The organism is Ancylobacter sp. FA202 (assembly GCF_000380205.1).
Taxonomy (GTDB): Bacteria; Pseudomonadota; Alphaproteobacteria; order Rhizobiales; family Xanthobacteraceae; genus Ancylobacter.
Genome location: NZ_KB904818.1, coordinates 4,095,197 through 4,117,625, shown reverse-complemented (window position 1 = coordinate 4,117,625; position 22,429 = coordinate 4,095,197). Strand labels below are relative to the sequence as shown.

20 protein-coding genes are annotated in these 22,429 nt (G+C 66.6%); 5 read left to right on the top strand and 15 right to left on the bottom strand.

Annotated features, from left to right (window positions below; genetic code table 11):
* Nucleotides 1–143 precede the first annotated feature (143 nt).
* The 4 genes from A3M1_RS0118905 to sseA all read left to right on the top strand — a co-directional run bounded on the left by A3M1_RS0118905 (nt 144) and on the right by sseA (nt 4,307).
* Nucleotides 144–1,592 (top strand): deoxyribodipyrimidine photo-lyase, encoded by a 1,449-nt coding sequence (locus A3M1_RS0118905; RefSeq protein ID WP_018390560.1) that lies wholly within the window; start codon nt 144–146, stop codon nt 1,590–1,592.
* Nucleotides 1,593–1,671: 79 nt separating this feature from the next.
* Entirely contained in the window at nt 1,672–2,703 is a 1,032-nt protein-coding gene (locus A3M1_RS0118900) for a cysteine synthase A (protein ID WP_018390559.1), read from the top strand.
* Nucleotides 2,703–3,416 carry an alanyl-tRNA editing protein gene (locus tag A3M1_RS0118895; RefSeq protein WP_018390558.1) on the top strand — a complete coding sequence of 238 codons (714 nt, stop codon included), beginning with the start codon at nt 2,703–2,705 and terminating at the stop codon, nt 3,414–3,416. Before A3M1_RS0118900 ends, A3M1_RS0118895 begins: the two co-directional genes overlap by 1 nt.
* 27 nt (nt 3,417–3,443) lie before the next feature.
* Complete coding sequence (sseA, locus tag A3M1_RS0118890; RefSeq protein WP_018390557.1) at nt 3,444–4,307, top strand: 3-mercaptopyruvate sulfurtransferase; 864 nt, start codon at nt 3,444–3,446, stop codon at nt 4,305–4,307.
* A 70-nt stretch (nt 4,308–4,377) separates the two neighbouring features.
* On the opposite strand, the gene A3M1_RS0118885 is transcribed toward sseA, so the two are convergent.
* The 4 genes from A3M1_RS0118885 to A3M1_RS0118870 form a co-directional block, all read right to left on the bottom strand.
* Complete coding sequence (locus tag A3M1_RS0118885; RefSeq protein WP_018390556.1) at nt 4,378–5,175, bottom strand: amino acid ABC transporter ATP-binding protein; 798 nt, start codon at nt 5,173–5,175, stop codon at nt 4,378–4,380.
* 18 nt (nt 5,176–5,193) lie between these two features.
* Nucleotides 5,194–6,570 carry an amino acid ABC transporter permease gene (locus A3M1_RS0118880; protein ID WP_018390555.1) on the bottom strand — a complete coding sequence of 459 codons (1,377 nt, stop codon included), beginning with the start codon at nt 6,568–6,570 and terminating at the stop codon, nt 5,194–5,196.
* 10 nt (nt 6,571–6,580) lie between these two features.
* Complete coding sequence (locus A3M1_RS0118875) at nt 6,581–7,771, bottom strand: amino acid ABC transporter permease (RefSeq protein WP_018390554.1); 1,191 nt, start codon at nt 7,769–7,771, stop codon at nt 6,581–6,583.
* Nucleotides 7,772–7,882: 111 nt separating this feature from the next.
* Nucleotides 7,883–8,905 carry an amino acid ABC transporter substrate-binding protein gene (locus A3M1_RS0118870; RefSeq protein WP_026221398.1) on the bottom strand — a complete coding sequence of 341 codons (1,023 nt, stop codon included), beginning with the start codon at nt 8,903–8,905 and terminating at the stop codon, nt 7,883–7,885.
* Between the two features lie 283 nt (nt 8,906–9,188).
* On the opposite strand from A3M1_RS0118870, the gene metC reads away from it, so the two are divergent.
* Entirely contained in the window at nt 9,189–10,388 is a 1,200-nt protein-coding gene (gene metC / locus A3M1_RS0118865; RefSeq protein WP_018390552.1) for a cystathionine beta-lyase, read from the top strand.
* A 39-nt stretch (nt 10,389–10,427) separates the two neighbouring features.
* On the opposite strand, the gene A3M1_RS0118860 is transcribed toward metC, so the two are convergent.
* The 11 genes from A3M1_RS0118860 to urtB all read right to left on the bottom strand — a co-directional run bounded on the left by A3M1_RS0118860 (nt 10,428) and on the right by urtB (nt 22,286).
* Entirely contained in the window at nt 10,428–12,200 is a 1,773-nt protein-coding gene (locus A3M1_RS0118860; RefSeq protein ID WP_018390551.1) for a glycosyltransferase family 39 protein, read from the bottom strand.
* 132 nt (nt 12,201–12,332) lie between these two features.
* The gene (ureG, locus tag A3M1_RS0118855) at nt 12,333–12,989 is read right to left on the bottom strand and encodes an urease accessory protein UreG (protein ID WP_018390550.1); all 657 of its coding nucleotides are present in this window, start codon (nt 12,987–12,989) and stop codon (nt 12,333–12,335) included.
* Nucleotides 12,990–13,004: 15 nt separating this feature from the next.
* On the bottom strand, nt 13,005–13,712 hold the full coding sequence (locus tag A3M1_RS0118850) for an urease accessory protein UreF (RefSeq protein ID WP_018390549.1): 708 nt from the start codon (nt 13,710–13,712) through the stop codon (nt 13,005–13,007).
* Between the two features lie 9 nt (nt 13,713–13,721).
* A complete protein-coding gene (locus tag A3M1_RS26025; protein ID WP_081620330.1) occupies nt 13,722–14,483 on the bottom strand; it encodes an urease accessory protein UreE in 762 nt (253 codons plus the stop codon).
* Nucleotides 14,484–14,645: 162 nt separating this feature from the next.
* Nucleotides 14,646–16,358, bottom strand: a complete 1,713-nt coding sequence (ureC, locus tag A3M1_RS0118840) for an urease subunit alpha (protein ID WP_018390547.1) — start codon at nt 16,356–16,358, stop codon at nt 14,646–14,648.
* A 72-nt stretch (nt 16,359–16,430) separates the two neighbouring features.
* Complete coding sequence (locus A3M1_RS25175) at nt 16,431–17,051, bottom strand: urease subunit gamma (RefSeq protein WP_018390546.1); 621 nt, start codon at nt 17,049–17,051, stop codon at nt 16,431–16,433.
* A 56-nt stretch (nt 17,052–17,107) separates the two neighbouring features.
* On the bottom strand, nt 17,108–17,998 hold the full coding sequence (locus A3M1_RS0118830; protein ID WP_018390545.1) for an urease accessory protein UreD: 891 nt from the start codon (nt 17,996–17,998) through the stop codon (nt 17,108–17,110).
* A complete protein-coding gene (gene urtE, locus A3M1_RS0118825; RefSeq protein ID WP_018390544.1) occupies nt 17,973–18,668 on the bottom strand; it encodes an urea ABC transporter ATP-binding subunit UrtE in 696 nt (231 codons plus the stop codon). Before urtE ends, A3M1_RS0118830 begins: the two co-directional genes overlap by 26 nt.
* 5 nt (nt 18,669–18,673) lie before the next feature.
* Complete coding sequence (gene urtD, locus A3M1_RS0118820) at nt 18,674–19,492, bottom strand: urea ABC transporter ATP-binding protein UrtD (RefSeq protein ID WP_018390543.1); 819 nt, start codon at nt 19,490–19,492, stop codon at nt 18,674–18,676.
* An 11-nt stretch (nt 19,493–19,503) separates the two neighbouring features.
* The gene (urtC, locus tag A3M1_RS0118815; protein WP_018390542.1) at nt 19,504–20,646 is read right to left on the bottom strand and encodes an urea ABC transporter permease subunit UrtC; all 1,143 of its coding nucleotides are present in this window, start codon (nt 20,644–20,646) and stop codon (nt 19,504–19,506) included.
* Between the two features lie 17 nt (nt 20,647–20,663).
* Nucleotides 20,664–22,286, bottom strand: a complete 1,623-nt coding sequence (urtB, locus tag A3M1_RS0118810; RefSeq protein WP_245261751.1) for an urea ABC transporter permease subunit UrtB — start codon at nt 22,284–22,286, stop codon at nt 20,664–20,666.
* Between the last annotated feature and the right edge of the window lie 143 nt (nt 22,287–22,429).

Sequence of the window (22,429 nt, the reverse complement as noted above, 5' to 3'; positions counted from 1 at the left end):
ATACCGCCCTGCCCGGCGAACCGGCCGGCGCAGCGGGGCCCGCGCTTGGAGGCCAGCGCCTCGGCATCATGCCCGCTCACGAGTCGAAGTGATCGATTGGCGCCGGTGCTGCGTACTAGAACAGTCTCCGCAGGATTAGACGCATGCGCTCGCCGTCCGACCGCCCCGCCCTCGTCTGGTTTCGTGACGATCTGCGCCTTGATGACAATCCCGCACTCCACGCGGCGCAGGCGACGGGTCGGCCGCTCACCCTCGTCTTCCTGCTCGACGAGCAGAGCGAAGGCATGCGGGCCCTCGGCGGCGCGGCGCGCTGGTGGCTGGGCCGCTCGCTTGGCGCTCTGGAGAGGGCGATCGAAGCCAAGGGCGGCAGGCTGATCCTGCGCCGTGGCCGGGCAATCGAGACGATCCCCGAACTGGCGCGGAGTATCGGCGCCGAGGCCGTATACTGGAACCGCCGCTACGGCGCCGCCGAGATCGCCGTCGACAAGGCGGTGAAGTCGACGCTCACGACAGGCGGAATTGTCGCGGAGAGTTTCGGCGGCAATTTGCTTCACGAGCCGTGGACCGTCGTGACCCAGTCCGGGGGGCCGTTCCGCGTCTTCACGCCCTTCTTTCGGCGGGCGGTGACGCAAGCCGTGCGTGCGCCCGCACGGGTCACCTTGCCGTGGTCCTTCGGCAGCCCGCCGGATGGCGAGAGGCTGGAGGATTGGGCGCTTGAGCCCTCCCAGCCTGATTGGGCGGACGGGCTGCGGCAAGCCTGGACTCCCGGTGAGGAGGGCGCGCTAACGGCTCTCGCCGCCTTTATCGATGGCGGGCTCACCGGCTACGCCGACGAGCGCGACCGCCCGGACCTTGCTTCCACGTCTCGCCTCTCGCCGCATCTGCGTTTCGGCGAAATCTCGCCCCACCGGGCGCTGGCCGCGGTGCGGCATGCGGAGGCTGACGGAAGCGCAGCGCCGCGCGATGTCGCCAAGTTTGTCAGCGAGGTCTACTGGCGCGAGTTCAGCTATCATCTGCTGTTCCACTTCCCCGACATCGGGCACGCCAATTTCAACGAACGCTTCGACGCCTTTGAATGGACCGATGACGAGGCGCTGATGCGAGCCTGGAGGCGCGGCCGGACGGGCTACCCCCTCGTCGATGCCGGCATGCGCCAACTCTGGCAGACCGGCTGGATGCATAACCGCGTCCGCATGGTGGCGGCATCCTTCCTCATCAAGCATGGCCTCACCGACTGGCGGCGGGGCGAGGAATGGTTCTGGGACACGCTGGTGGATGCCGATCCCGCCAACAACCCGGCGAGCTGGCAGTGGGTCGCGGGTTCGGGCGCCGACGCCGCCCCCTATTTCCGCGTCTTCAATCCCGTTGCGCAGGGCGAGAAGTTCGATCCCGATGGCCATTACGTCAGGCAGTTCGTGCCCGAACTGGCAGGGCTGCCGTCCACCATCCTCCACAAGCCCTGGGAGGCCGCGCCCGCTGTGCTTGCGCGGGCCGGCGTGGTTCTCGGCGAAACCTATCCGCGCCCCGTCGTTGACCATGCGTGGGCCCGCCAGCGAGCTCTCGACCGATTTCAGCGCATTCGCGCCCAATAGCGCCGTCCTGCCAGTTGCCGAGGGGGAGCGGGATCACTAATTTCGTGACCCCCGGCACACGGCAAAAGAAATCAGGTCCATGGATATCCGTAACGGTCTCGTCGAGGCGATCGGCAACACGCCGCTCATCAAGCTCCAGCGCGCCTCGCAGGCCACCGGCTGCACGATTCTGGGCAAAGCGGAGTTCCTCAACCCCGGCCAGTCGGTAAAGGACCGCGCCGCCCTGTTCATCATCCAGGACGCGGTGGCGCGCGGGCAGCTGCGCCCCGGCGGCGTCATCGTCGAGGGCACCGCCGGCAATACCGGCATCGGCCTCGCGCTGGTGGGCAACGCGCTCGGCTTCCGCTCGGTGATCGTCATTCCCGAGACGCAGAGCCAGGAAAAGAAGGACATGCTCCGCCTCGCCGGCGCCACGCTGGTGGAGGTGCCGGCCGTCGCCTATGCCAACCCGAACAACTATGTGAAGGTGTCAGGTCGGCTGGCCGAGGCGCTGGCGGCGACCGAGCCGAATGGCGCGGTCTGGGCCAACCAGTTTGACAATGTCGCCAACCGCCTCGCCCATATCGAGACCACGGGTCCGGAAATCTGGGCGCAGACCGACGGCAAGGTCGATGGCTTCGTGTGCGCCGTGGGCACCGGTGGCACGCTCGCCGGCACGGGCATCGCCCTGAAGGCGCGCAACCCGGCGATCCGGATCGGGCTCGCCGACCCCTTCGGAGCGGCGCTCTACAGCTATTACACAATAGGCGAACTGAAATCCGAGGGCTCCTCCATCACCGAGGGCATCGGCCAGGGGCGGATCACCGCCAACCTGGAAGGCGCGCCCATCGACTGCGCCTATCAGATCGGCGACGCCGAAGCGGTTGAGATCGTGTTCGACCTGCTTGAGCATGAGGGCCTGTGCCTGGGCGGATCGTCCGGCATCAATATCGCCGGGGCGATCCGGCTGGCGAAGGAACTCGGCCCCGGCCATACCATCGTCACCATATTGTGTGACTTCGGCACCCGCTATCAGTCGAAGCTCTTCAACCCCGACTTCCTGCGCGAGAAAGGCCTGCCCGTGCCGGGCTGGCTTGAGCGCAGCGTCGATGTGCCCAACGTGCTGGTGTAATGACAACCCTCCTCCTGTTCCGCGACGACGCCTATTGTCAGGAAACATCCGCCGTTGTGACGGCGGTGACGCCAGAGGGCGGCATCGTCGTCGACCGGACTGTGTTCTATGCCAATGCCGGCGGCCAGCCGGGCGATCGCGGCACGCTGACAAGGGCCGATGGCTGCGAGATCGCCATCGAGACGGCGATCTACAGCCCGTCCAAGGTCGACGTGATCCATGTTCCGGCGACCGGTTGCGAACTGCCCGAGCTGGGAGAGGCCGTCACGCTGCGGCTGGACTGGTCCACCCGCCACAAGCGGATGCGGATGCACACCGCCCTCCACCTGCTCTCCGTCGCCCTGCCCTTTCCCGTCACCGGGGGCTCGATCGGCGAGGAGGAGAGCCGCCTGGACTTCGATATTCCCGAAGGCGGGCTCGACAAGGACGCGATCACTATCAGGCTCGCCGAGATGATCGCGACCGGCGCCAAGGTACGCGAGCGCTGGATTTCCGATGAGGAGCTTCTCGCCAATCCCGGGCTGGTCAAGACCATGGCGGTCAAGCCGCCGATGGGGACGGGCAAGGTCCGCCTGGTCGAAATCGAGGGTCTCGACCTCCAGCCCTGCGGCGGCACCCATGTGCGCGGCCTAGACGAGATCGGCGCCGTGCAGGTGACGAAGATTGAGAAGAAGGGCCAGCAGAACCGCCGCGTGCGGCTGGCCTGGGCCTAACGCCCGCGCGGCGCCTCGGAGTGCTCCATGAACGACACGGCCTCGCCTGAAAGCCGCTATCTCGTCTCGACTGACTGGCTCGCCGCCCATCTCGGCGCCCCGAACCTCGTCATCGTCGATGGCTCGTGGCACATGCCGGCGACCGGCCGGAAGGGGCGTGAGGAATTTCTCAAGGCCCACATCCCCGGCGCCGTATTCTTCGACATCGACGCGATCTCGGACATTTCGAGCCCGCTGCCACATATGCTGCCCACCGAGACATTGTTCCGGGCGGCGATGGAGTCCCTCGGCATCGGCCGGCAGATGAAGATCGTGGTCTATGATGCGCTGGGCCTGTTCTCGGCGCCGCGCGTCTGGTGGACGCTGCGCGCTTTCGGAGCGGTGGATGTCGCCATTCTCGATGGCGGCTTGCCGAAATGGCTCGCCGAGGGCCGGCCGACCGAAGCCGGCGAGGCGCCCTATTACCCCGCCCGGTTCGACGCGACCCTCGACCGCGACTGGGTAGCCTCAATCGACGATGTGGCCGCCCACCTCGCCGATCGGCGCGCCCAGGTGCTGGATGCGCGCGCGGCGGAGCGGTTCCGTGGCGAGGCGCCGGAGCCGCGTGCCGGTGTCCGGCCCGGCCATATTCCCGGTGCCCGCAACCTGCCGGTTTCCGAGGTGGTGAAAGATGGCCGCCTCGCCGATCCCGACGCGATCCACAAGGCGGTCGAGGCGGCCGGCATCGACCTGTCGAAGCCGGTCATCACCAGCTGCGGCTCCGGCGTCACCGCCGCGATTCTCTGGCTGGCGCTGGAGACCATCGGCGCCCCGCCCGCCGCGCTCTATGATGGCTCCTGGACCGAATGGGGCGCCTCCGAAAAGCCGGTGGCAACCGGTCCGGCCGACTGACGCCTGCCAACCGACACAAAAATGGCCGAGCCGCCTAAGCGGCCCGGCCATTTTTGTTCGAGAACCCCGCCTAGTGCAGGATCTGGCTGAGGAACAGCCTTGTGCGCTCGTGCTGCGGGTTGGAGAAGAACGCTTCCGGCTCGTTCATCTCGATGATCTGCCCGGCATCCATGAAGATCACCCGGTTGGCCACCTGGCGGGCGAAGCCCATCTCGTGCGTCACGCACAGCATGGTCATGCCCTCTTCCGCCAGGCTCACCATGGTCTCCAGCACTTCCTTGACCATTTCCGGGTCGAGCGCCGAGGTCGGCTCGTCGAACAGCATGATCTTCGGCTTCATGCACAAGGCGCGGGCGATGGCGACGCGCTGCTGCTGGCCGCCGGAGAGCTGGCCGGGATATTTATGCGCCTGCTCGGGGATCTTCACCTTGGTGAGGAAGTGCATCGCCAGCTCGTCCGCCTCCTTCTTCGGCATCTTGCGGACCCAGATCGGCGCCAGCGTCAGATTTTCCAGAATGGTGAGATGCGGGAACAGGTTGAAGTGCTGGAAGCACATGCCGACCTCGCGGCGGATCTCGTCGATCCGCTTGAGGTCATTGGTCAGCTCGATGCCGTCGACCACGATCGAGCCCTGCTGGTGCTCCTCCAGCCGGTTGATGCAGCGGATCATCGTCGACTTGCCCGAGCCCGAAGGCCCGCAAATGACGATGCGCTCGCCGCGATGCACCTTGAGATTGATGTCCTTGAGTACGTGGAACTCGCCATACCATTTGTGCACGCCGACGAGATCGACGGCGACCTCCCGCCCCGGTGGCGTATGGACGGCGGGCAGCTCTTCGGGGGAAACGGTCGAATGGAGTTCGCTCATGATGGGTTTCTCCGTTTCTCAATGCCGGTGAGAGGTGTTCAGCCGTCGCTCGACGAAGAGCGAGTAGCGTGACATGCCGAAGCAGAAGAGGAAATAGACCACCCCGGCAAAGGCGAAGCCGGTGTAGAGCGTCACCGGCGTCGCCCAGTTGGGGTCGGTAAAGGAGGCGCGTAGCTGGCCGAGAAAGTCGAAGATCGACACGATCAGCACCAGCGTGGTGTCCTTGAACAGGCTGATGAAGCTGTTGACGATGCCAGGGATGACCAGGGTCAGCGCCTGCGGCAGCACAATGAGGCGCATCATCTGGCTCCAGGTCAGTCCCATCGCCATCGCCCCCTCATACTGCCCCTTCGGGATCGCCTGCAGGCCGCCGCGCACCACCTCCGCCATATAGGCGGCGGAGAACAGCGCCACGCCGACCAGCGCGCGCAGCAGCGCGTCCGGATTGGTGCCCTGCGGCAGGAAGAGCGGCAGCATATAGGTGGCGAAGAACAGCACCGTGATCAGCGGCACGCCGCGCCAGAACTCGATGAAGACCACCGAGAGCAGCCGCACCACCGGCATCTGCGAACGCCGGCCGAGCGCCAACAGGATGCCGAGCGGCAGCGAGGCGACGATGCCGGTCACCGCGATCACCAGCGTCACCAGCAGCCCGCCCCATTGCCGGGTCTCGACATAATCGAGGCCGACATCGACATCCCAGATGAAGATCAGCAGGCCGAACGCCAGGAAGACCCAGAAGGTGGTCCGCGCAGCGGAGCGGCCACTGCCGCCCAGCAGGGCGATCAGGCCACCGATCGCGGCCATAACGAGCAGCGCAGTCAGCACATAATCAACCCAGAATACAAGGTTGACCCCGGCAATCTGCGCATCGCCGACAAGGCCGCGGATCAGCCCGAACCGCTCCAGCAGGAAGGCCGAGGCGTTGATGTTGCCGCCGGTCAGCAGCACGAAGGCGACAACCGGATAGGCGACGAAGAACAGGAAGGCGTTGATCCGCTTGAAAGGCCAGCTCAGCACCATCAGCGGCACCAGAAGCAGCGCGCCGGCGGCGAAAACGATGTCGACCCGCCAGCGTTCGCTGATCGGATAGAAGCCATAGATCAGCTGGCCGAACTTGGCCTGGATGAAGGGCCAGCAGGCACCGACCTCCGGACCCAAACAGGCCTCGCGGTTCTCCCCGGCCCAGACCGCGTCGAGAAACATGAAGCGGACGAAGGGCGGCACGATCAGCGCCACCAGACAAATGCCGAACACGGTCAGCAGGGTGTTGAGAACGCCGGAGAACAGGTTCTCCCGCATCCACGCTACAGCGCCGATCCGCTGCGTGGGTGGCGGCAACACCGGCGCCATTTCATTGCGGATGAAGGTCCCGTCGTCGAAGGTCATGCTCATGGCCGGGCCCTCACCGTTCAACCAGCGCGACGCGCTTGTTGTACACATTCATGATCGTCGCGGTGATGATCGACAGCAGGAGATAGACGCCCATGGTGATGGCGATGATCTCGATCGCCTGCCCGGTCTGGTTCAGCGCCGTGCCGGCGAACACCGCCACGAGATCGGGATAGCCGATGCCTACCGCCAGCGAGGAGTTCTTGGTCAGGTTGAGGTACTGGCTGGTCAGAGGGGGAATGATCACGCGCATCGCCTGCGGAATGATCACCAGCCGCAGCGTCTGCGCATGGCGCAGGCCGAGCGAATGCGCCGCCTCGGTCTGGCCGTGGCTGACCGACTGGATGCCGGAGCGCACATTCTCGGCAATGAAGGCGGCGGTATAGGTCGCCAGGGCCACAGTCAGCGCGACGAACTCCGGAATCACCTGCACGCCGCCGACGAAGTTGAACCCCTTGAGCTGCGGCACCTCGAAGCTGATCGGAAAACCTGTGGCGATCATGGCGATGAGCGGAAGGCCGATAATCAGGGCGAGATTGACCCACAGCACCGGCAGGAAGCGGCCGGTCTCCTCCTGGCGGCTGGCCGCCCAGTGGCGGAAGAGAATGGCCAGGAGAATGGCAAGGCCGATCGCCCACACGACGATGCCTGCCCCCTCGCCGAACAGCGGGCGCGGAATGATGATGCCGCGATTGGAGATGAACACCTCGCCGAACAGGCTGATGCTGTTGCGGGGGCCAGGCATTGCGCTGAGCACCGCCAGATACCAGAACAGGATCTGGAACAGCGGCGGCAAGTTGCGCAGAACCTCGACATAGACGGTGGAAAGCGTCCGCACGACGAAGTTCTTCGACAGGCGGCCAATCCCGACCAGGAAGCCTATGATGGTAGCCAGGAAGATGCCGACCACCGCGACCAGGAGGGTATTGAGCAGGCCGACGACGAAGGCGCGGCCATAGGTCGATGTTTCGCTATAGGGGATCAGCGTCTGGTTGATGCCGAAGCCCGCCGTATTGTCCAGGAAGCCAAAGCCTGTGGCGATCTTCTGTGCCGCGAGGTTGTCGCGGGCATTCTCGGTGAAGCTCCAGCCCAGGAAAACGACCACGACCAGAGCGATCAGCTGAAGGCCGATGCTGCGAACCTTCGGGTCGTTGATGAATGAACTCTTTGCACGCCCGCCGACGGGCCCAGCCAAATCCGTCATAGTCCCCCTCGCCTCGGATCGAGGCCCCAATATCCCCGGCGCCGAACTTGTGTCGGCTTTGCCGGAGCGAAGAGGCTCCCGATGGTTCGGGAGCCTCTGGTTTCAGAGCCTTCAGCGGATCGGCGGGGCGTACTGGATGCCGCCCTTGTTCCACAGCGCGTTGAGGCCGCGGGCGAGCTTCAGCGGGGTGTCGGGACCGACGGTGCGATCATAAATTTCGGCATAGTTGCCGACATTCTTGATGATCAGGTAGCCCCAGTCATTGCCGATGCCCATGCCCTCGCCATACTTGCCCTCGGTGCCGAGGAGACGCTTGATTTCCGGATTGACGGCGGACTTGAGCTGCTCGTCGACGTTCTTGGAGTTGACGCCCAGCTCTTCGGCGTTCAGCTGGGCATAGAGCACCCACTTCACGATATCGAACCACTGGTCGTCGCCATGGGCGACCACCGGGCCGAGCGGCTCCTTGGAGATGATCTCGGGCAGCACGATATGGTCGTCGGGATTGGTCAGCTTGAGCCGCTCGCCGGCGAGGCCCGAACGGTCGGTGGTGAGCACGTCGCAGCGGCCGGCGTCATAGGCCTTGACCACTTCGTCATTGGTGGCGAAAGCGATGACCTCATAGGTCATGTTGTTGGCGCGGAAATAGTCGGCGAGGTTCTGCTCGGTGGTGGTGCCGGTCTGGGTGCAGACCGAGGCGCCGGAGAGCTCCAGGGCCGAGTTCACCTTCTTGTCCTTGCGGATCATGAAGCCCTGGCCGTCATAATAGGTGACGCCGGTGAAGTTCAGGCCCAGCGAGGTATCGCGGGTGATGGTCCAGGTGGTGTTGCGCGACAGGATGTCGATGTCGCCCGACTGCAGGGCGGTGAAGCGATCCTTGGCGGAAAGGGGCGTGAACTTCACCTTGGTGGCATCGCCGAAGATGGCAGCGGCGACGGCGCGGCAGAATTCCACATCAAGGCCACTCCACTCACCCTTGTCGTTGGGGTTGGAGAAGCCGGGCAGCCCCTGGCTGACGCCGCACTGGACGAAGCCCTTCGACTTCACCTGCTCGAGCTTCGTGGCGGCCTGCGCGCCGAACGCGCAGAGACCCATGGCACCCGCAAGGGCGAACGTGGAGAGGAGGCGTTTCATGATGGCAGCCTTCTTCATTCGGATTGGAGCTGACGTATCCGCTGCGAGGATGCGAGCGGCACGAGTGACAGAAAAGGCAATTCGCATGCCGCCGATGGCATCGGGCAACGTGTCATGCCTGCTTCCTTCGTCTGACGGCGCCCAGAAGACCCCCTCGGGCACCACCATGGCAGACGCAACGTCATCAGAGCGCCGCAACCGGGTCCGGTCAAGCGCTTGACGGGGCAACTCCGCTCCGTTCCCTATGCGACCTTCGATAAACGCGCTCCAACAGGCTACAACCATGGCGAACAAGACAAAAAGCACCGTTCCCGGCAACCTTGCGATGGAGACCGAGCTCGTTCTCGCCGGTCGCGACCCTTTTCGCCATGACGGCTTCGTGAACACGCCGATCGTCCGGGGATCCACCGTCCTCTCCCCCACCGTCGCCGATCTCGAAGGCCATACCGGCCGCTACACCTATGGACGGCGCGGCAACCCCACCGTCGAGAGCCTGGAGGCCGCACTGACCCGGATCGAGGGCGGCGCCGGCGTCGTGCTCACGCCGTCCGGCCTGTCCGCCGTCAGCGTCGCCCTGCTCGCCGTGCTGAAGGCCGGCGACCATCTGCTCATGGTCGACAGCGCCTATCAGCCGACACGCCGCATCTGCGACGAGGTGCTGACGCGCTACGGCATCGAGACCACCTATTACGACCCGCTCATCGGCGGTGACATTGCCGGCCTCATCCGCACCAATACGCGGGCGATCTTCATGGAATCGCCGGGCTCGCAATCCTTCGAGATTCAGGACGTGCCGGCCATCGTTGCCGCCGCTGCCGCCGCTGCCGCGCACGACATCACCACGCTGATGGACAATACATGGGCAACGCCGCTCTTTTTCCGCCCGCATGATGTCGGCGTCGACGTTTCCATCCAGGCCGGCACGAAGTATCTCGGCGGTCATTCGGACCTGAACATCGGCACCATTTCCGCCAATGCGCGGACCTTCCGCCGGGTTCACCTCACCCATGGCGACCTCGGCATCACCGTGGCGCCCGAAGACGCTTTCCTGGCCGCGCGCGGGCTGCGCACCATGGCGGTGCGGCTGGAGCGTCACCAGCACTCGGCCCTCGCCGTGGCGCGGTGGCTGTCCGGGCGGCCGGAAGTCCTGACGGTGCTGCACCCCGCCCTGCCGGAACATCCCAGCCACGCCCTGTGGAAGCGCGACTTCAAGGGCGCTTCGGGCCTGTTCAGCATCATCCTGCAGCCGGTGCACAAACCGGCGGTGGACGCCTTTCTCGACAGTCTCGCGCTGTTCGGTCTCGGCTACAGCTGGGGTGGCTTCGAGAGCCTGGCCATTCCCTTCGACTGCGGCAGCTACCGCACCGCGACGCGCTGGAACCCGGGCGGCCCGGCAATCCGGCTTCAAATCGGCCTTGAAGACCCCGCCGATCTCATCGCTGACCTCGATGCCGGCTTCGCCGCGCTGGCGGCGGCGCGCTGACTGGCGCCATCCTCCCCGGCGGTGATGGGCTTGTGCCCATCATCCCGGGCGGTAGGGGGCGAGCCGAACCTCCCGCAGGCCGTTATAGTCGAAGCCGCGCAGATCGGCGCCGCGCTGGATGCGCAAGCCGATCGCTTCCGCCCGCCGGGCAAAGCGTGGTTCCTGCCGCCGCTCGACGAAGACGACCCGGCAGGCACCTCCCACCTTGAGGAAATCGGCGGCCGCCGCCCCGTCCAGAAAGCGCGGCGCTTGCGGCAGCAGAAGCGCGAAGCTCGGCTCGTTAAAGCCGGCAATGCCGACCTCGATCGGGCCGGCGCCGGCGCCGCAGGGCTCGCGCGCCACCGCCGCCGCCACACGGGGCGCCAGCCAGAAGCTGTCAATATTCGGCAGCACCAGCTGCATCACCCCAAAGCCGGACACCAGCATGCCGGCAATGGCGACGAGCGCCGACTTCTCGACGCCATAATCGCGCACCGACGCCGCCGCGATCACCAGCGCGAAGAAGCCGATCAGCAGCAGGGGCCAGGCGAGCACGCTGGTCGTTTGGTCGAACACCGCCATGCCGAGCAGCGCCCCTACGGCGATCACCGCGCCGATCAGCGGCCATAGCCAGAGCACGCGGGCGAGCCGCATATTGCCGAGAGCCAGCGCGCCGCGCTCCACTGCAAGGGCGATGAGTATGGCGATCGCCGGCAGGGTCGGCGCCACATAGGCCGGCACCTTGGTCGGCAGGATCTCGAACAGCAGCCAGACCGGCACCACCCAGGCCAGAAGGAAGCGCACCGTACCGATGCGGCGGGCCTTCCAGACAATGGGAAAGGCAAGGGCCGCCAGTGGCGCCGCCGGCCAGAACAGCGCGAAGAACAGCAGCAGATAGACGCCCGGCAGGCCGGCAAACCCCTGATACTCGCCGGCCACCGGACCGAGCAGGGTACGCACGACGAATTCCGCCTGCGTCTCAGGGGGGCCGTAGCGGCGCAGCAGGAACCAGCCGATGGCGACGACGAGGATCACGGCGAGGCCGGCATAGGAGCGGGCACGCCGCAGGAACAGCGCCGACCGGTCCACCGCCACCAGCGCCATCAGCGGCATCAGCACATAAAGCGGCGTCACCAGCCCCTTGGTGAACAGGCTGAAGGCGAGCGCGGACCAGAAAATGAGGGCCAGCCGGGCCTCGTGCGCAGACTGTCGCCAGTCGCCCGGGCCCCGGCTCTGGCGCTCCGCGAGATAAAGACGGCCCATGGCCCCCATCATCGCCGCCACGGAGCCGACCAGGAACACTTCCGGCACGGCGAGCCGCCCCCCGACACCGAGGGCGACGCTGCTCGCCAGCAGGCTGGCGGCCAGAACCGCCGCGCGGCGGTGGGTGAAAGCCAGCGCCGCCCAGTACGTCAGCAGCACGGCGCCGATCGCGGCGGCGAGCGAGGGCGCGCGATAGAGCCAGATGCGCGTGGGCGCTTCGGGAACTCCGACCAGTTCGGCGGCCTTGACCATTCCGGCCTGCAGCCAGTGCAGGCCCAGCGCCTGGGTGCGCTTGGCCTCCCAGCCGAGCCTCGTCTCAGTGAGATTGCCGGTTTCCACCATATGGCGGGAAATCAGCGCAAAGCGGGCCCCGTCCCTGTCCACAGGCGGAATCGAGAAGAACCCCGGCAGCAGCGCCACCAGGCACAGGCCGACAAGAAACAGGCAGGCCCGGCGGTCGGTGCGGCAGCACGCCTCGAAAAGCTCGACGATCCGATCAGGAAGACGCGGGCCGCGCGGTGAGTAGAGCGGGGCCGAACGTGCCTTACGGCCCGCAGCAAATGACTTCATCTAATGGAATCCCTTCCAAGCCGATGAAACCATAGCAGACGGAAAGCCCGCGCCGCATCTGCGCGGCCATCGAGACCCAAGATATGCGCGGATGGGGCCACCCGGACTCATCGCGCCGGGCGGTCCGTCACCTCAGGCCGGGGCGGTCTCGGCACCCATATCGGGCGCCGCGACGGTGAGCCCACCCGCCTCCTCGATGAAGCGCGCCACCTCGGCGACGCCGTCGCCGGCGCGCACATTGGCGAAAACGAAGGGTCGACGCCCGCGCATGCGGCGTGAATCACGGTCCATCACCTCCAGTGAGGCGCCGACCATCGGCGCCAGGTCCACCTTGTTGATCACCAGAAGATCGGAGCGGGTGATGCCCGGCCCGCCCTTGCGGGGAATCTTCTCGCCGGCGGAAACGTCGATCACATAGATGGTGAGGTCGGCCAGTTCCGGCGAGAAGGTCGCGGCGAGGTTGTCGCCCCCGGACTCGATCAGGATCAGGTCGAGCTTCGGGAAACGCCCGCGCATCTCGGCAATGGCGGCGAGATTGGCGGAAGCGTCCTCGCGGATCGCTGTGTGCGGGCAGCCGCCCGTTTCCACGCCCATGATGCGCTCGGCCGGCAGCGCCCCGGCACGGGTGAGGATTTCCGCGTCCTCCTTGGTGTAGATGTCGTTGGTGATGGCGGCGAGGTCGTAGCGCTCCCGAAAGGTCCGGCACAGCGCCTCCATCAGCGCTGTCTTGCCTGAGCCGACCGGCCCGCCAATGCCGACCCGGAGCGGGCCGCTGCTATCGCTCGCCATGGAATTTCCCCTCGTTCAGCTTCGGAACAGCCGCGTGTACTGCGTCTCGTGCCGCATCGACGCGATATCGGATTTCAACGCTGCGCCACCGAGCTGGTCGAGCGGCGTGACGGTCGCCAGCGGCGCGATCTCCCGCACCGTTCGCGTCGCGGCGGCCAGCGCCCGGTTGCCGTCGGTCTGGCCCAGCGGGACGAGCCGCACGGCGGCGGAGATGAGGTTCGCGGCCACCGCCGAGAGATAGGCGGAAAGCGTCGCCGGCAGCGGCAGGCCGTGCGCGGCGGCGGCGATGCCAACCGCCACGGGATAGGCGACGCGGCCATCCCACAGCCCCATTGCCCATTCCAGCGCCGGGGCCGGCCAGGCGGCGCGGGTCGCGGCGAGAAAGGCGTCGCCCTGGTTCAGCGTCTCCATCTGGCGCTCACGCGAGGGCGCGAACGCCGCCGCCAGCTCCAGCACGTCGCGCAGGCGACTGTCGTCCTCCGCCAGCACCGCCTCGAAGGCATGGGCCAGCAGGACGGCATCGGCGAAGGGACCGCCGTGACGGAGCAGATCGTCCACCCATCCGTTCAGCGAGGCAAGATCGCTGATCGCCTGGGTCTCGACCGCCCATTCGAGGCCGTGCGAATAGGCGAAGGCGCCGACGGGATAGGCGGGGGAGAGCCAGACGAACAGCGCCAGCAGATCGGGCGAGGCGCCGGGCGGCGCCGCAGCGGCCTCGCTCATCGACTGCCCCTAATGGCCGTGCTTGTGGCCATCGTGAGCGGCATGGGCGTGATCGTCGTGCGCGTGATCATGGGCATGATCATGGGCGTGATCGTGTCCATGGTCATGCCCGCAGCCGCAGCCGGCGCCGTGCTCATTGGCCGGCTTCTCGCCCTGCACATGCAGCACATCGCGCGCCTTGGCGTGCGGCTCATGGCCGTGGTCGTGATGCGCATGACCATGTTCGTGATGATCATGGCCGCAGCCGCAATCGTCGCCATGCGCGTGACCATGGTGGTCATGGGCATGATCGGGATGATCATGGGCATGTCCGTGCGCATGGTGGCCATGCGCCTCAGCGGCCTCATAGGCCCCGCCCTCGGGCTCGAAGGCCGCCTCGACGGTCTCGACGCTGGCGCCGAGGCCCCGCGCCATCTCCTCCAGCACGCTGTCGCGGGCGATGCGGATGCGGTCCGCCAGCAGTTCCGCCGGCACATGGCGGTTGCCGAGATGCCAGGCGAGGCGTGCAAGGTGATGGGCGTCGCGGGCAACGATCTCCGCCACCGGCTCCTCGGCAGCGACCACCGCGACGACGCGCGCGTCCTCCAGCTGCAACCCATCCCCATCCTTCAGCCGCGTCGCCTCGTCTAGATCGAGCAGAAACGCCACATCACCTTCGCCACGAATGGCGATACGCCGGCGGTAGCGCCCGTCATGGGGCAGCACGACACGGTCAGCGGCGGTGGCGGCATCCCAGCTGCCGGCGGGAAGGACGGTGCGGGCACGGATCATGGCGGAACTCCGGTAGACATGGCGGCGCTGTGTTCAGGCATCCTTCGAGGCTCGCGGCGCTCGCACCTCAGGATGACGTGGCACCGGATCGGGCATCATCCTGACGTGCCGACCCTAGGGTCGCCCTTCAGGGATGCCAGGCCCAAGCGGTTGCTCCCACACTTAGAACAGGAAGTAGCGCTGCGCCATGGGCAGTTCGGTGGCCGGGGCGCAGGTCAGCAGTTCCCCATCGGCCCGCACCTCATAGGTTTCCGGGTCGATCTCCAGATGCGGCGTCGCATGATTGTGAATCATCGACGCCTTGGAGATGCCGCCGCGCACATTCTCCACCGCCACGACTCGTTTCTCCAGTCCGAGCCTGCCGGCGACGTTGAGGTCGACCGCCGCCTGCGAGACGAAGGTGAGGCATGTCGCCGTGCGCGCCTTGCCATAGGCGCCCCACATCGGCCGGTAATGCACCGGCTGCGGGGTGGGGATCGAGGCATTGGGATCGCCCATGACGGCCGCGACGATGGTCCCGCCCTTGATCACCATATCAGGCTTGGTGCCGAAGAAGGCCGGCGACCACACCACGAGATCGGCCAGCTTGCCGTTCTCGACGGAGCCGATATGGCGCGAGACGCCATGCGCGATGGCGGGGTTGATGGTGTATTTGGCGATGTAGCGCTTGGCGCGGGCATTGTCGTTGCGCTCGCTATCGCCCGGCAGCAGGCCACGCTGCAGCTTCATCTTGTGCGCGGTCTGCCAGGTGCGGGTGATCACTTCGCCCAGCCGGCCCATGGCCTGGCTGTCGGAGGAGATCATCGAGATCGCGCCGAGATCGTGCAGAATATCCTCCGCCGCGATGGTCTCCTTGCGGATGCGGCTCTCGGCGAAGGCGAGGTCCTCGGCGATCAGCGGGTCGAGATGGTGGCACACCATGAGCATGTCGAGATGCTCGTCCAGCGTGTTGATGGTGAAGGGCCGCGTCGGGTTGGTGGAGGACGGCAGCACGTTCGGCAGGCCGGCCACCTTCATAATATCTGGCGCATGGCCGCCGCCCGCCCCTTCGGTGTGGAAGGCGTGGATGGTGCGGCCCTTGAAGGCGGCGATGGTGTCCTCGACAAAGCCGCTCTCATTGAGCGTGTCGGTGTGGATCATCACCTGGATATCGTACTCGTCCGCCACCGAGAGGCAGTTGTCGATCGCCGCCGGGGTCGTGCCCCAGTCCTCGTGCAGCTTGAGCGAACAGGCGCCGGCCTCGATCTGCTCCACCAGCGGACCGGGCAGCGAGGCGTTGCCCTTGCCGGACAAAGCGAGGTTGACCGGGAAGCTGTCAAAGGCGCGCAGCATCATTTCGATATGCCACGGGCCGGGCGTGCAGGTGGTGGCGTTGGTGCCCGCCGCCGGGCCGGTGCCCCCGCCCAGCATGGTGGTGACGCCGCTCATCAGCGCATGCTCGATCTGCTGCGGGCAGATAAAATGGATGTGACAGTCGAAGCCGCCGGCGGTGATGATCTTGCCCTCGCCCGCGATCACTTCGGTCGAGGCGCCGATGATGATGTCGACGCCGGGCTGGATGTCCGGGTTGCCGGCCTTGCCGATGCCGTGGATGCGCCCGTCGCGGATGCCGATATCGGCCTTCACGATGCCCCAGTGATCGAGGATCAGCGCATTGGTGATGACGGTGTCGACCGCCCCCTCCGACCGCATCGCCTGCGACTGGCCCATGCCGTCGCGAATGGTCTTGCCGCCGCCGAACTTCACTTCCTCGCCATAGACGGTGAAGTCCTTCTCCACCTCGATGACGAGGCTGGTGTCAGCGAGGCGCACCCGGTCGCCGGTGGTCGGGCCGAACATCTCGGCATAGGAGGCGCGGGACATCTTGATGGACATGAGACAATCCGTTTCGGCAAGGGGCAGCAGGGCGGCGGGTGCCTTTGGGCGGCAGGTCCTAAGCGAGAGGCGTCACAGCTTGCCCATCAAATCCTGGCGGAAGCCGTAGACCTCCCGCTTGCCGGCAAGCGCCACCAGGGTCACCTCCCGGCTCTGGCCGGGCTCGAAGCGCACGGCGGTTCCCGAGGCGATGGCGAGGCGCATGCCTCGCGCCTTCTCCCGCTCAAAGGCAAGGGCCGGATTGGTCTCGTAGAAATGGTAGTGGCTGCCGACCTGGATCGGCCGGTCGCCGGTATTGGCGACGGTGACGGAGACGAACTCACGCCCGGCCAGCAGTTCGATCTCGCCCTCCTCCACCAGAAGCTCGCCCGGCGCCCCGGCGCCATGGCTGGAGGCGATCGGCTCATGCACGGTGACGAGCTTGGTGCCGTCCGGGAAAGTGGCCTCGACCTGAATCTCGGCGATCATCTCGGCGACGCCCGGCATCACCTGGTCAGCCGTCAGCACCGTGGTGCCGAGCGTCATCAGCTCGGCCACCGTTCGGCCGTCGCGCGCGCCCTCGACCACCACATCGGTGATGAGCGCGACCGCTTCCGGGAAATTGAGCTTCACGCCCCGCTCCAGGCGGCGGCGGGCCACCATGGCCGCCATGGCGACCAGCAGCTTGTCCTTCTCGCGCGGGCTGAGGTTCATCGATAGTCTCCGGCTCTTCTGAAGCGAGTTTCAGTTCAAACGAGGGGTGGCTTGCATCAGGAGTGCCAGATGCGCGGCACCTCGCCGACACCCAGCGCGGCGATCGCCCGACGGATCGCGGTTTCCAGCGGTGCGCCGTCGCGCGCGAGCAGGCGGACGGACAGCATGCCGTCCCAAGCGCTCGCCCCGGCATCGAGGCCATCGGGGAGTTCCCGGGCCATGCCATCCTGTTCGCTTTCCCCCAGACCGAGCGCTGCGCGCACGTCGTCCAGCCGGCTTTCGGCGTCGGGCGAAACCAGCAGCAGCGTGGCGAAGGCGGCCCAGCCGCCGGCGGTGGCACGGCGGTCGAGCGTGGCGGCGATATCGCCTTCGAGCTGCAGCCCGTCGGCATAGACCAGCCGTCCGCCCCGGCGGATGCGCCAGCGATCAAACAGCCTGCCATAGGAGAGCCGCTCGCCGCGCGCCGTGCGGCCGAGAATGACCGGCTCGACCAGCAGCAGGCGGGCATCCGGCGCCACCTCGGCGGCGATTGAGCGCTCCACCCGCGCCCCATCGAACACGATGGTCGCCTGCGGCATCCAGTGCAGGCTGGCGCCTACCTCGGCCGTGAGTTCGACAGCGATATGGGAGGTCGCCCCGTCGGAGCGGTAGATCTTCTCGGCCGCCTGCGTGGTGACTACCAATTGGGCATCGCGCCCGGCATGAAGGCAGCTTTGCGAGGCATCGCCGCCGGCGAGCCCGCCGCCGGTGTTGATCATCACCGCTTCCAGGGCGCGACCGCGCCGGCCGGAACGCGGAAAGCGCACGCGGGCGAATCCCTCCTCCTCGATCCGTCCGCGGGCGGTGCGCCCGTCCAGTGCCCGGGCTTCGACCAGCAACCGCCCCTGCCCGCGCCGCTCGACCGGAATGGTGACGGCGGCGTCAGACGGCAATGCGGTTGCGAACATCGGGATCCTCAAGTGCTGCGCCATCGCCGGACATCACCACCGCCCCGCGCTCCATCACGATGAAATGGTCCGCGAGTTCCTTGGCGAAGTCGAAATACTGCTCGACCAGCACGATGGCCATGTCACCCTTGGAGCGCAGATAGCGGATGGCGTTGCCGATATCCTTGATGATCGAGGGCTGGATGCCCTCGGTCGGCTCGTCCAGCACCAGCACCTTGGGTCGCATGGTAAGCGCCCGGCCGATGGCGAGTTGCTGCTGCTGGCCGCCGGAGAGGTCGCCGCCGCGCCGGCGCATCATCGAATCCAGCACCGGAAACAGCGAGAACACATCGTCGGGTATGAACCGCTCCGCACGCTTGAGCGGCGCGAAACCGGTTTCCAGATTTTCCGCCACCGTGAGCAGCGGAAAGATCTCGCGCCCCTGCGGCACGAAGGCGATGCCGCGGCGTGCCCGCTCGGCGGGCGCCATGGAGGTGATGTCCTCGCCATTGAAGCGGATGGACCCTTTCGCCACCGGCGCCTGCCCTACGATGGCGCGCATCAGGCTGGTCTTGCCCACGCCGTTGCGACCGAGCACGCATGTGACCTTGCCCGGCTCCGCCTTCAGCGAGACGCCGCGCAACGCCTGTGCCGCGCCGTAGAAGAGGTTGATATCCTGAACTTCCAGCATGAGCCCTAGCGTCCCAGATAGACTTCGATGACGCGCTCATTGGCGCTGACCTGGTCGAGTGTGCCCTCGGCCAGAACCGAGCCTTCATGCAGGCACATGACCCGCACACCGAGATCGCGCACGAAGGTCATGTCGTGCTCGACCACGACGACCGAGTGGCCATTGGCGTTGATTTCGCGCAGCAATTCGGCGGTCTGGGCGGTCTCGGCATCGGTCATGCCGGCTACTGGCTCGTCCACCAGCAGGAGCTTGGGGTCCTGCGCCAGCAGCATGCCGATCTCCAGCCACTGCTTCTGACCATGCGACAGCGCGCCGCCGAGCCGATCGCGGTGTTCGGTCAACCGGATAGTCTCGAAGATCTCGTCGATCCGCTCGCGCGCCGCCGCGCTCTCGCGGTGGAAGATGTTGGGCAGCGCCCGGCGCTGGCCCTTTAGCGCAAGCCGCAGATTGTCGAGCACCGTATGGTTCTCGAAGACCGTCGGCTTCTGGAACTTGCGGCCAATGCCCAGCGTGGCGATCTGCGTCTCGTCCAGCTTGGTCAGGTCGGTGGTGCCGCCATTGAAGAAGACGTCGCCCCGGTCGGGACGGGTCTTGCCGGTGATGACGTCCATCATCGTCGTCTTGCCGGCGCCGTTCGGGCCGATGACGGCGCGCATCTCGCCGGGATCGACGGTGAACGACAACGCATTGAGCGCGCGGAAACCGTCAAAGGTGACGGTGACGGCGTCGAGATAGAGCAGCGCCTCGGTCAGTTCCTTCTTTGCGGCAGGAGCCGGCTCGGCGGTGGCGTGGGTTGCGGGTTCGAGCGTCGCGGTAGCGGTCATATCGGTTTCCCTCACTCGGCCGGCCGGGGCGAGGCGAGCGGTTCGCCGGGTATGTCGTCATGCTGCCGGCGCTTCTCGCGCCACTCATAGAAGGTGCCGACAATGCCCTTGGGCAGGAACAGGGTGACGGCGACGAACAGGCCGCCGAGCATGAACAGCCAGTAGGGCGCCAGCATGCCTGACGTGAAATAGGTCTTGGCGTAGTTCACCAGTACCGCCCCCAGTGCCGCCCCCACCAGCGTGCCGCGACCGCCGACCGCCACCCAGACGATGATCTCGATCGAATTGGCCGGCGAGAATTCCGACGGGTTGATGATGCCGACCTGCGGCACGTAGAGCGCGCCGGCGACGCCCGCCAGCATGGCGGAGACGACGAAGGCGACCAGCTTGTAGTTTTCCGCCCGGTAGCCGGTGAAGCGCACCCGCGTCTCGGCATCGCGAATGGCGACGAGCACCTTGCCGAAATGCGAGCGCACCAGGAAGCGGCAGAGCACATAGCCGAGCCCCAGCGCCAGCGCCGACAGCACGAACAACACCAGCCGCGTCCCATCCGCCTGGATGTTGAAGCCGAGAATGTCCTTGAAGTCGGTCAGGCCATTATTGCCGCCGAAGCCCATGTCGTTGCGGAAGAAGGCCAGCAGCAAAGCGAATGTCATCGCTTGGGTGATGATCGACAGGTACACGCCGGTGACGCGCGAACGGAAGGCGAACCAGCCGAACACCAGCGCGAGGATGCCCGGCGCCAGCAGCACCATGAGCGCGGCGAAGGGGAACATGTCGAAGCCGTACCAGAACCAGGGCAGTTCCTTCCAGTTGAGGAACACCATGAAATCCGGCAGAACCGGGTCGCCATAGACGCCGCGCGTACCGATCTGGCGCATCAGATACATGCCCATCGCATAGCCGCCGAGGGCGAAGAACGCGCCCTGGCCAAGCGAAAGGATGCCGACATAGCCCCAGATGAGGTCCACCGAGAGCGCAAGCAGCGCATAGGTGAGGTATTTGCCGAGCAGAGAGACCACATAGGTGGGCACATGCACGGCCGAGTCCGGGGCCACGGCGAGGTTGAGCACCGGCACCAGCACCGAGACGGCGATCAGCACCGCGAGGAAAATGAGGCCGCTGGTGCCGAGCAAGGCGGGTTGACGGGTCATGTTTGTCACGGGCGCACTCATGCCTCGATCGACCTCCCCTTGAGGGCGAAGAGGCCTCTGGGGCGCTTTTGGATGAAGAGGATAACGATGACCAGCAGCGCGATCTTGCCGAGCACCGCGCCGGCATAGGGTTCGAGCAGCTTGTTAGCGACGCCGAGCGTCATGGCGCCGACCAGCGTGCCCCACAGGTTGCCCACTCCGCCGAACACAACCACCAGGAAGCTGTCGATGATGTAACTCTGTCCGAGATTCGGCGACACATTGTCGATCTGGCTGAGTGCCACGCCGGCCATGCCGGCAATCCCGGAGCCGAGGCCGAAGGTCATGGCGTCGACCCAGTTGGTGCGGATTCCCATGGAGGCCGCCATGCGGCGATTCTGCGTAACCGCCCGCATTTCAAGGCCGATTCGCGTCAGCCGCAGGGTGGCGAGCAGCGCGAAGAACACCATCAGCGCGAAGATGATAATCCACAGCCGGCCATAGGTGATGGCGAGATGGCCGACATCGAAGGTGCCGGACATCCAGCTCGGGGCGCCGACCTCGCGGTTGGTGGGTCCGAAGATGGTGCGGATCGCCTGCTGCAGGATCAGCGAGATGCCCCAGGTGGCGAGCAGCGTTTCCAGCGCCCGACCGTAGAGAAAACGGATGACAGTGCGTTCGATGAGGACGCCGATCAGGCCGGTGAAGACGAAGGCGAGCGGGATGGCGATCAGCAGCGAGGCGTCGAACAGGCCGGGATAGGAGGTGCGGATCACCTCCTGCACCACGAAGGTGGTGTAGGCGCCGAGCATGACCATTTCGCCATGCGCCATGTTGATGACGCCCATCACGCCGAAGGTGATGGCGAGGCCGATGGCGGCGAGCAGCAGCACCGAGCCGAGCGACAGCCCGTACCAGAGATTCTGCGCCATGCCCCACATGGCGAGGTTGCGCTCGATGCTCTCGATCGCCGCCGCCGCCGCCTGCTTCACCTCGGGCGCCGCGCTTTCGGGCACCGAGCGCAGGATGGCGAGCGCGTCCTGGTTGCCCTCGGCACCGACCAGATCCACGGCGGCGATGCGCTCGGCCGGGGTGATGCCCTCCTTGCCGATCAGGATCGAGGCCCGCGCCAGGTTCATCGCCGACTTGACCTTGAGGTCGGTCTCCTTGGCGAGCGCGGCGTCGAGGGCCGGCAGCGCCGCCTCATCGCGCGAGCGGCCCACCGCCAGCGCGGCTTCCCGGCGCTTGGCGGCGTCGGGGCTCACCAGCGACAGCGCGCCGCTGGCGGCGTCAATGGCGCGGCGGATGCGGTTGTTGACCCGCACCGGCTTGACGGCGGGCGCGTCAGCGACGGCCTGCATCGTCAGCGGGTCGAGCAGCGCCCCGCCCGCCCCTTCGATGAAGACACGCGGCGGAGTGCCGCCGAAAACGAGCTTGCCGTCGGCAAGGGCGGAGACGATCCCGGCGGCGGCTGAGCTGCCGCTGAGCGCGAGCGCGCCGAGCGCGGCTTCGGTATCGTCATATTTGTTGGTGGTCAGCTGGGCGAGCGGGGCGCTGATATCCTGTGCCTCGACACGCTCGATGAGCGCGGCGGCGAACAGGAGGGCGAGCGCGGCGCAGAGCACGCGAGCAAGGCGGGAAAGGCGAGCGCGTGAGGTCATCATCGTCCGTCGATGTGGCGCTGCGGATGGCCGGGGCGGGGCTCCGGCGGCGACGGCGGTACGCGGGGATGGAGGCCCGGCATTCGGGCCGGGCCCGGCCGCCACGCGGGCGGCCGGGGTTGTCAGAGTGCTCAGGCAGGAGC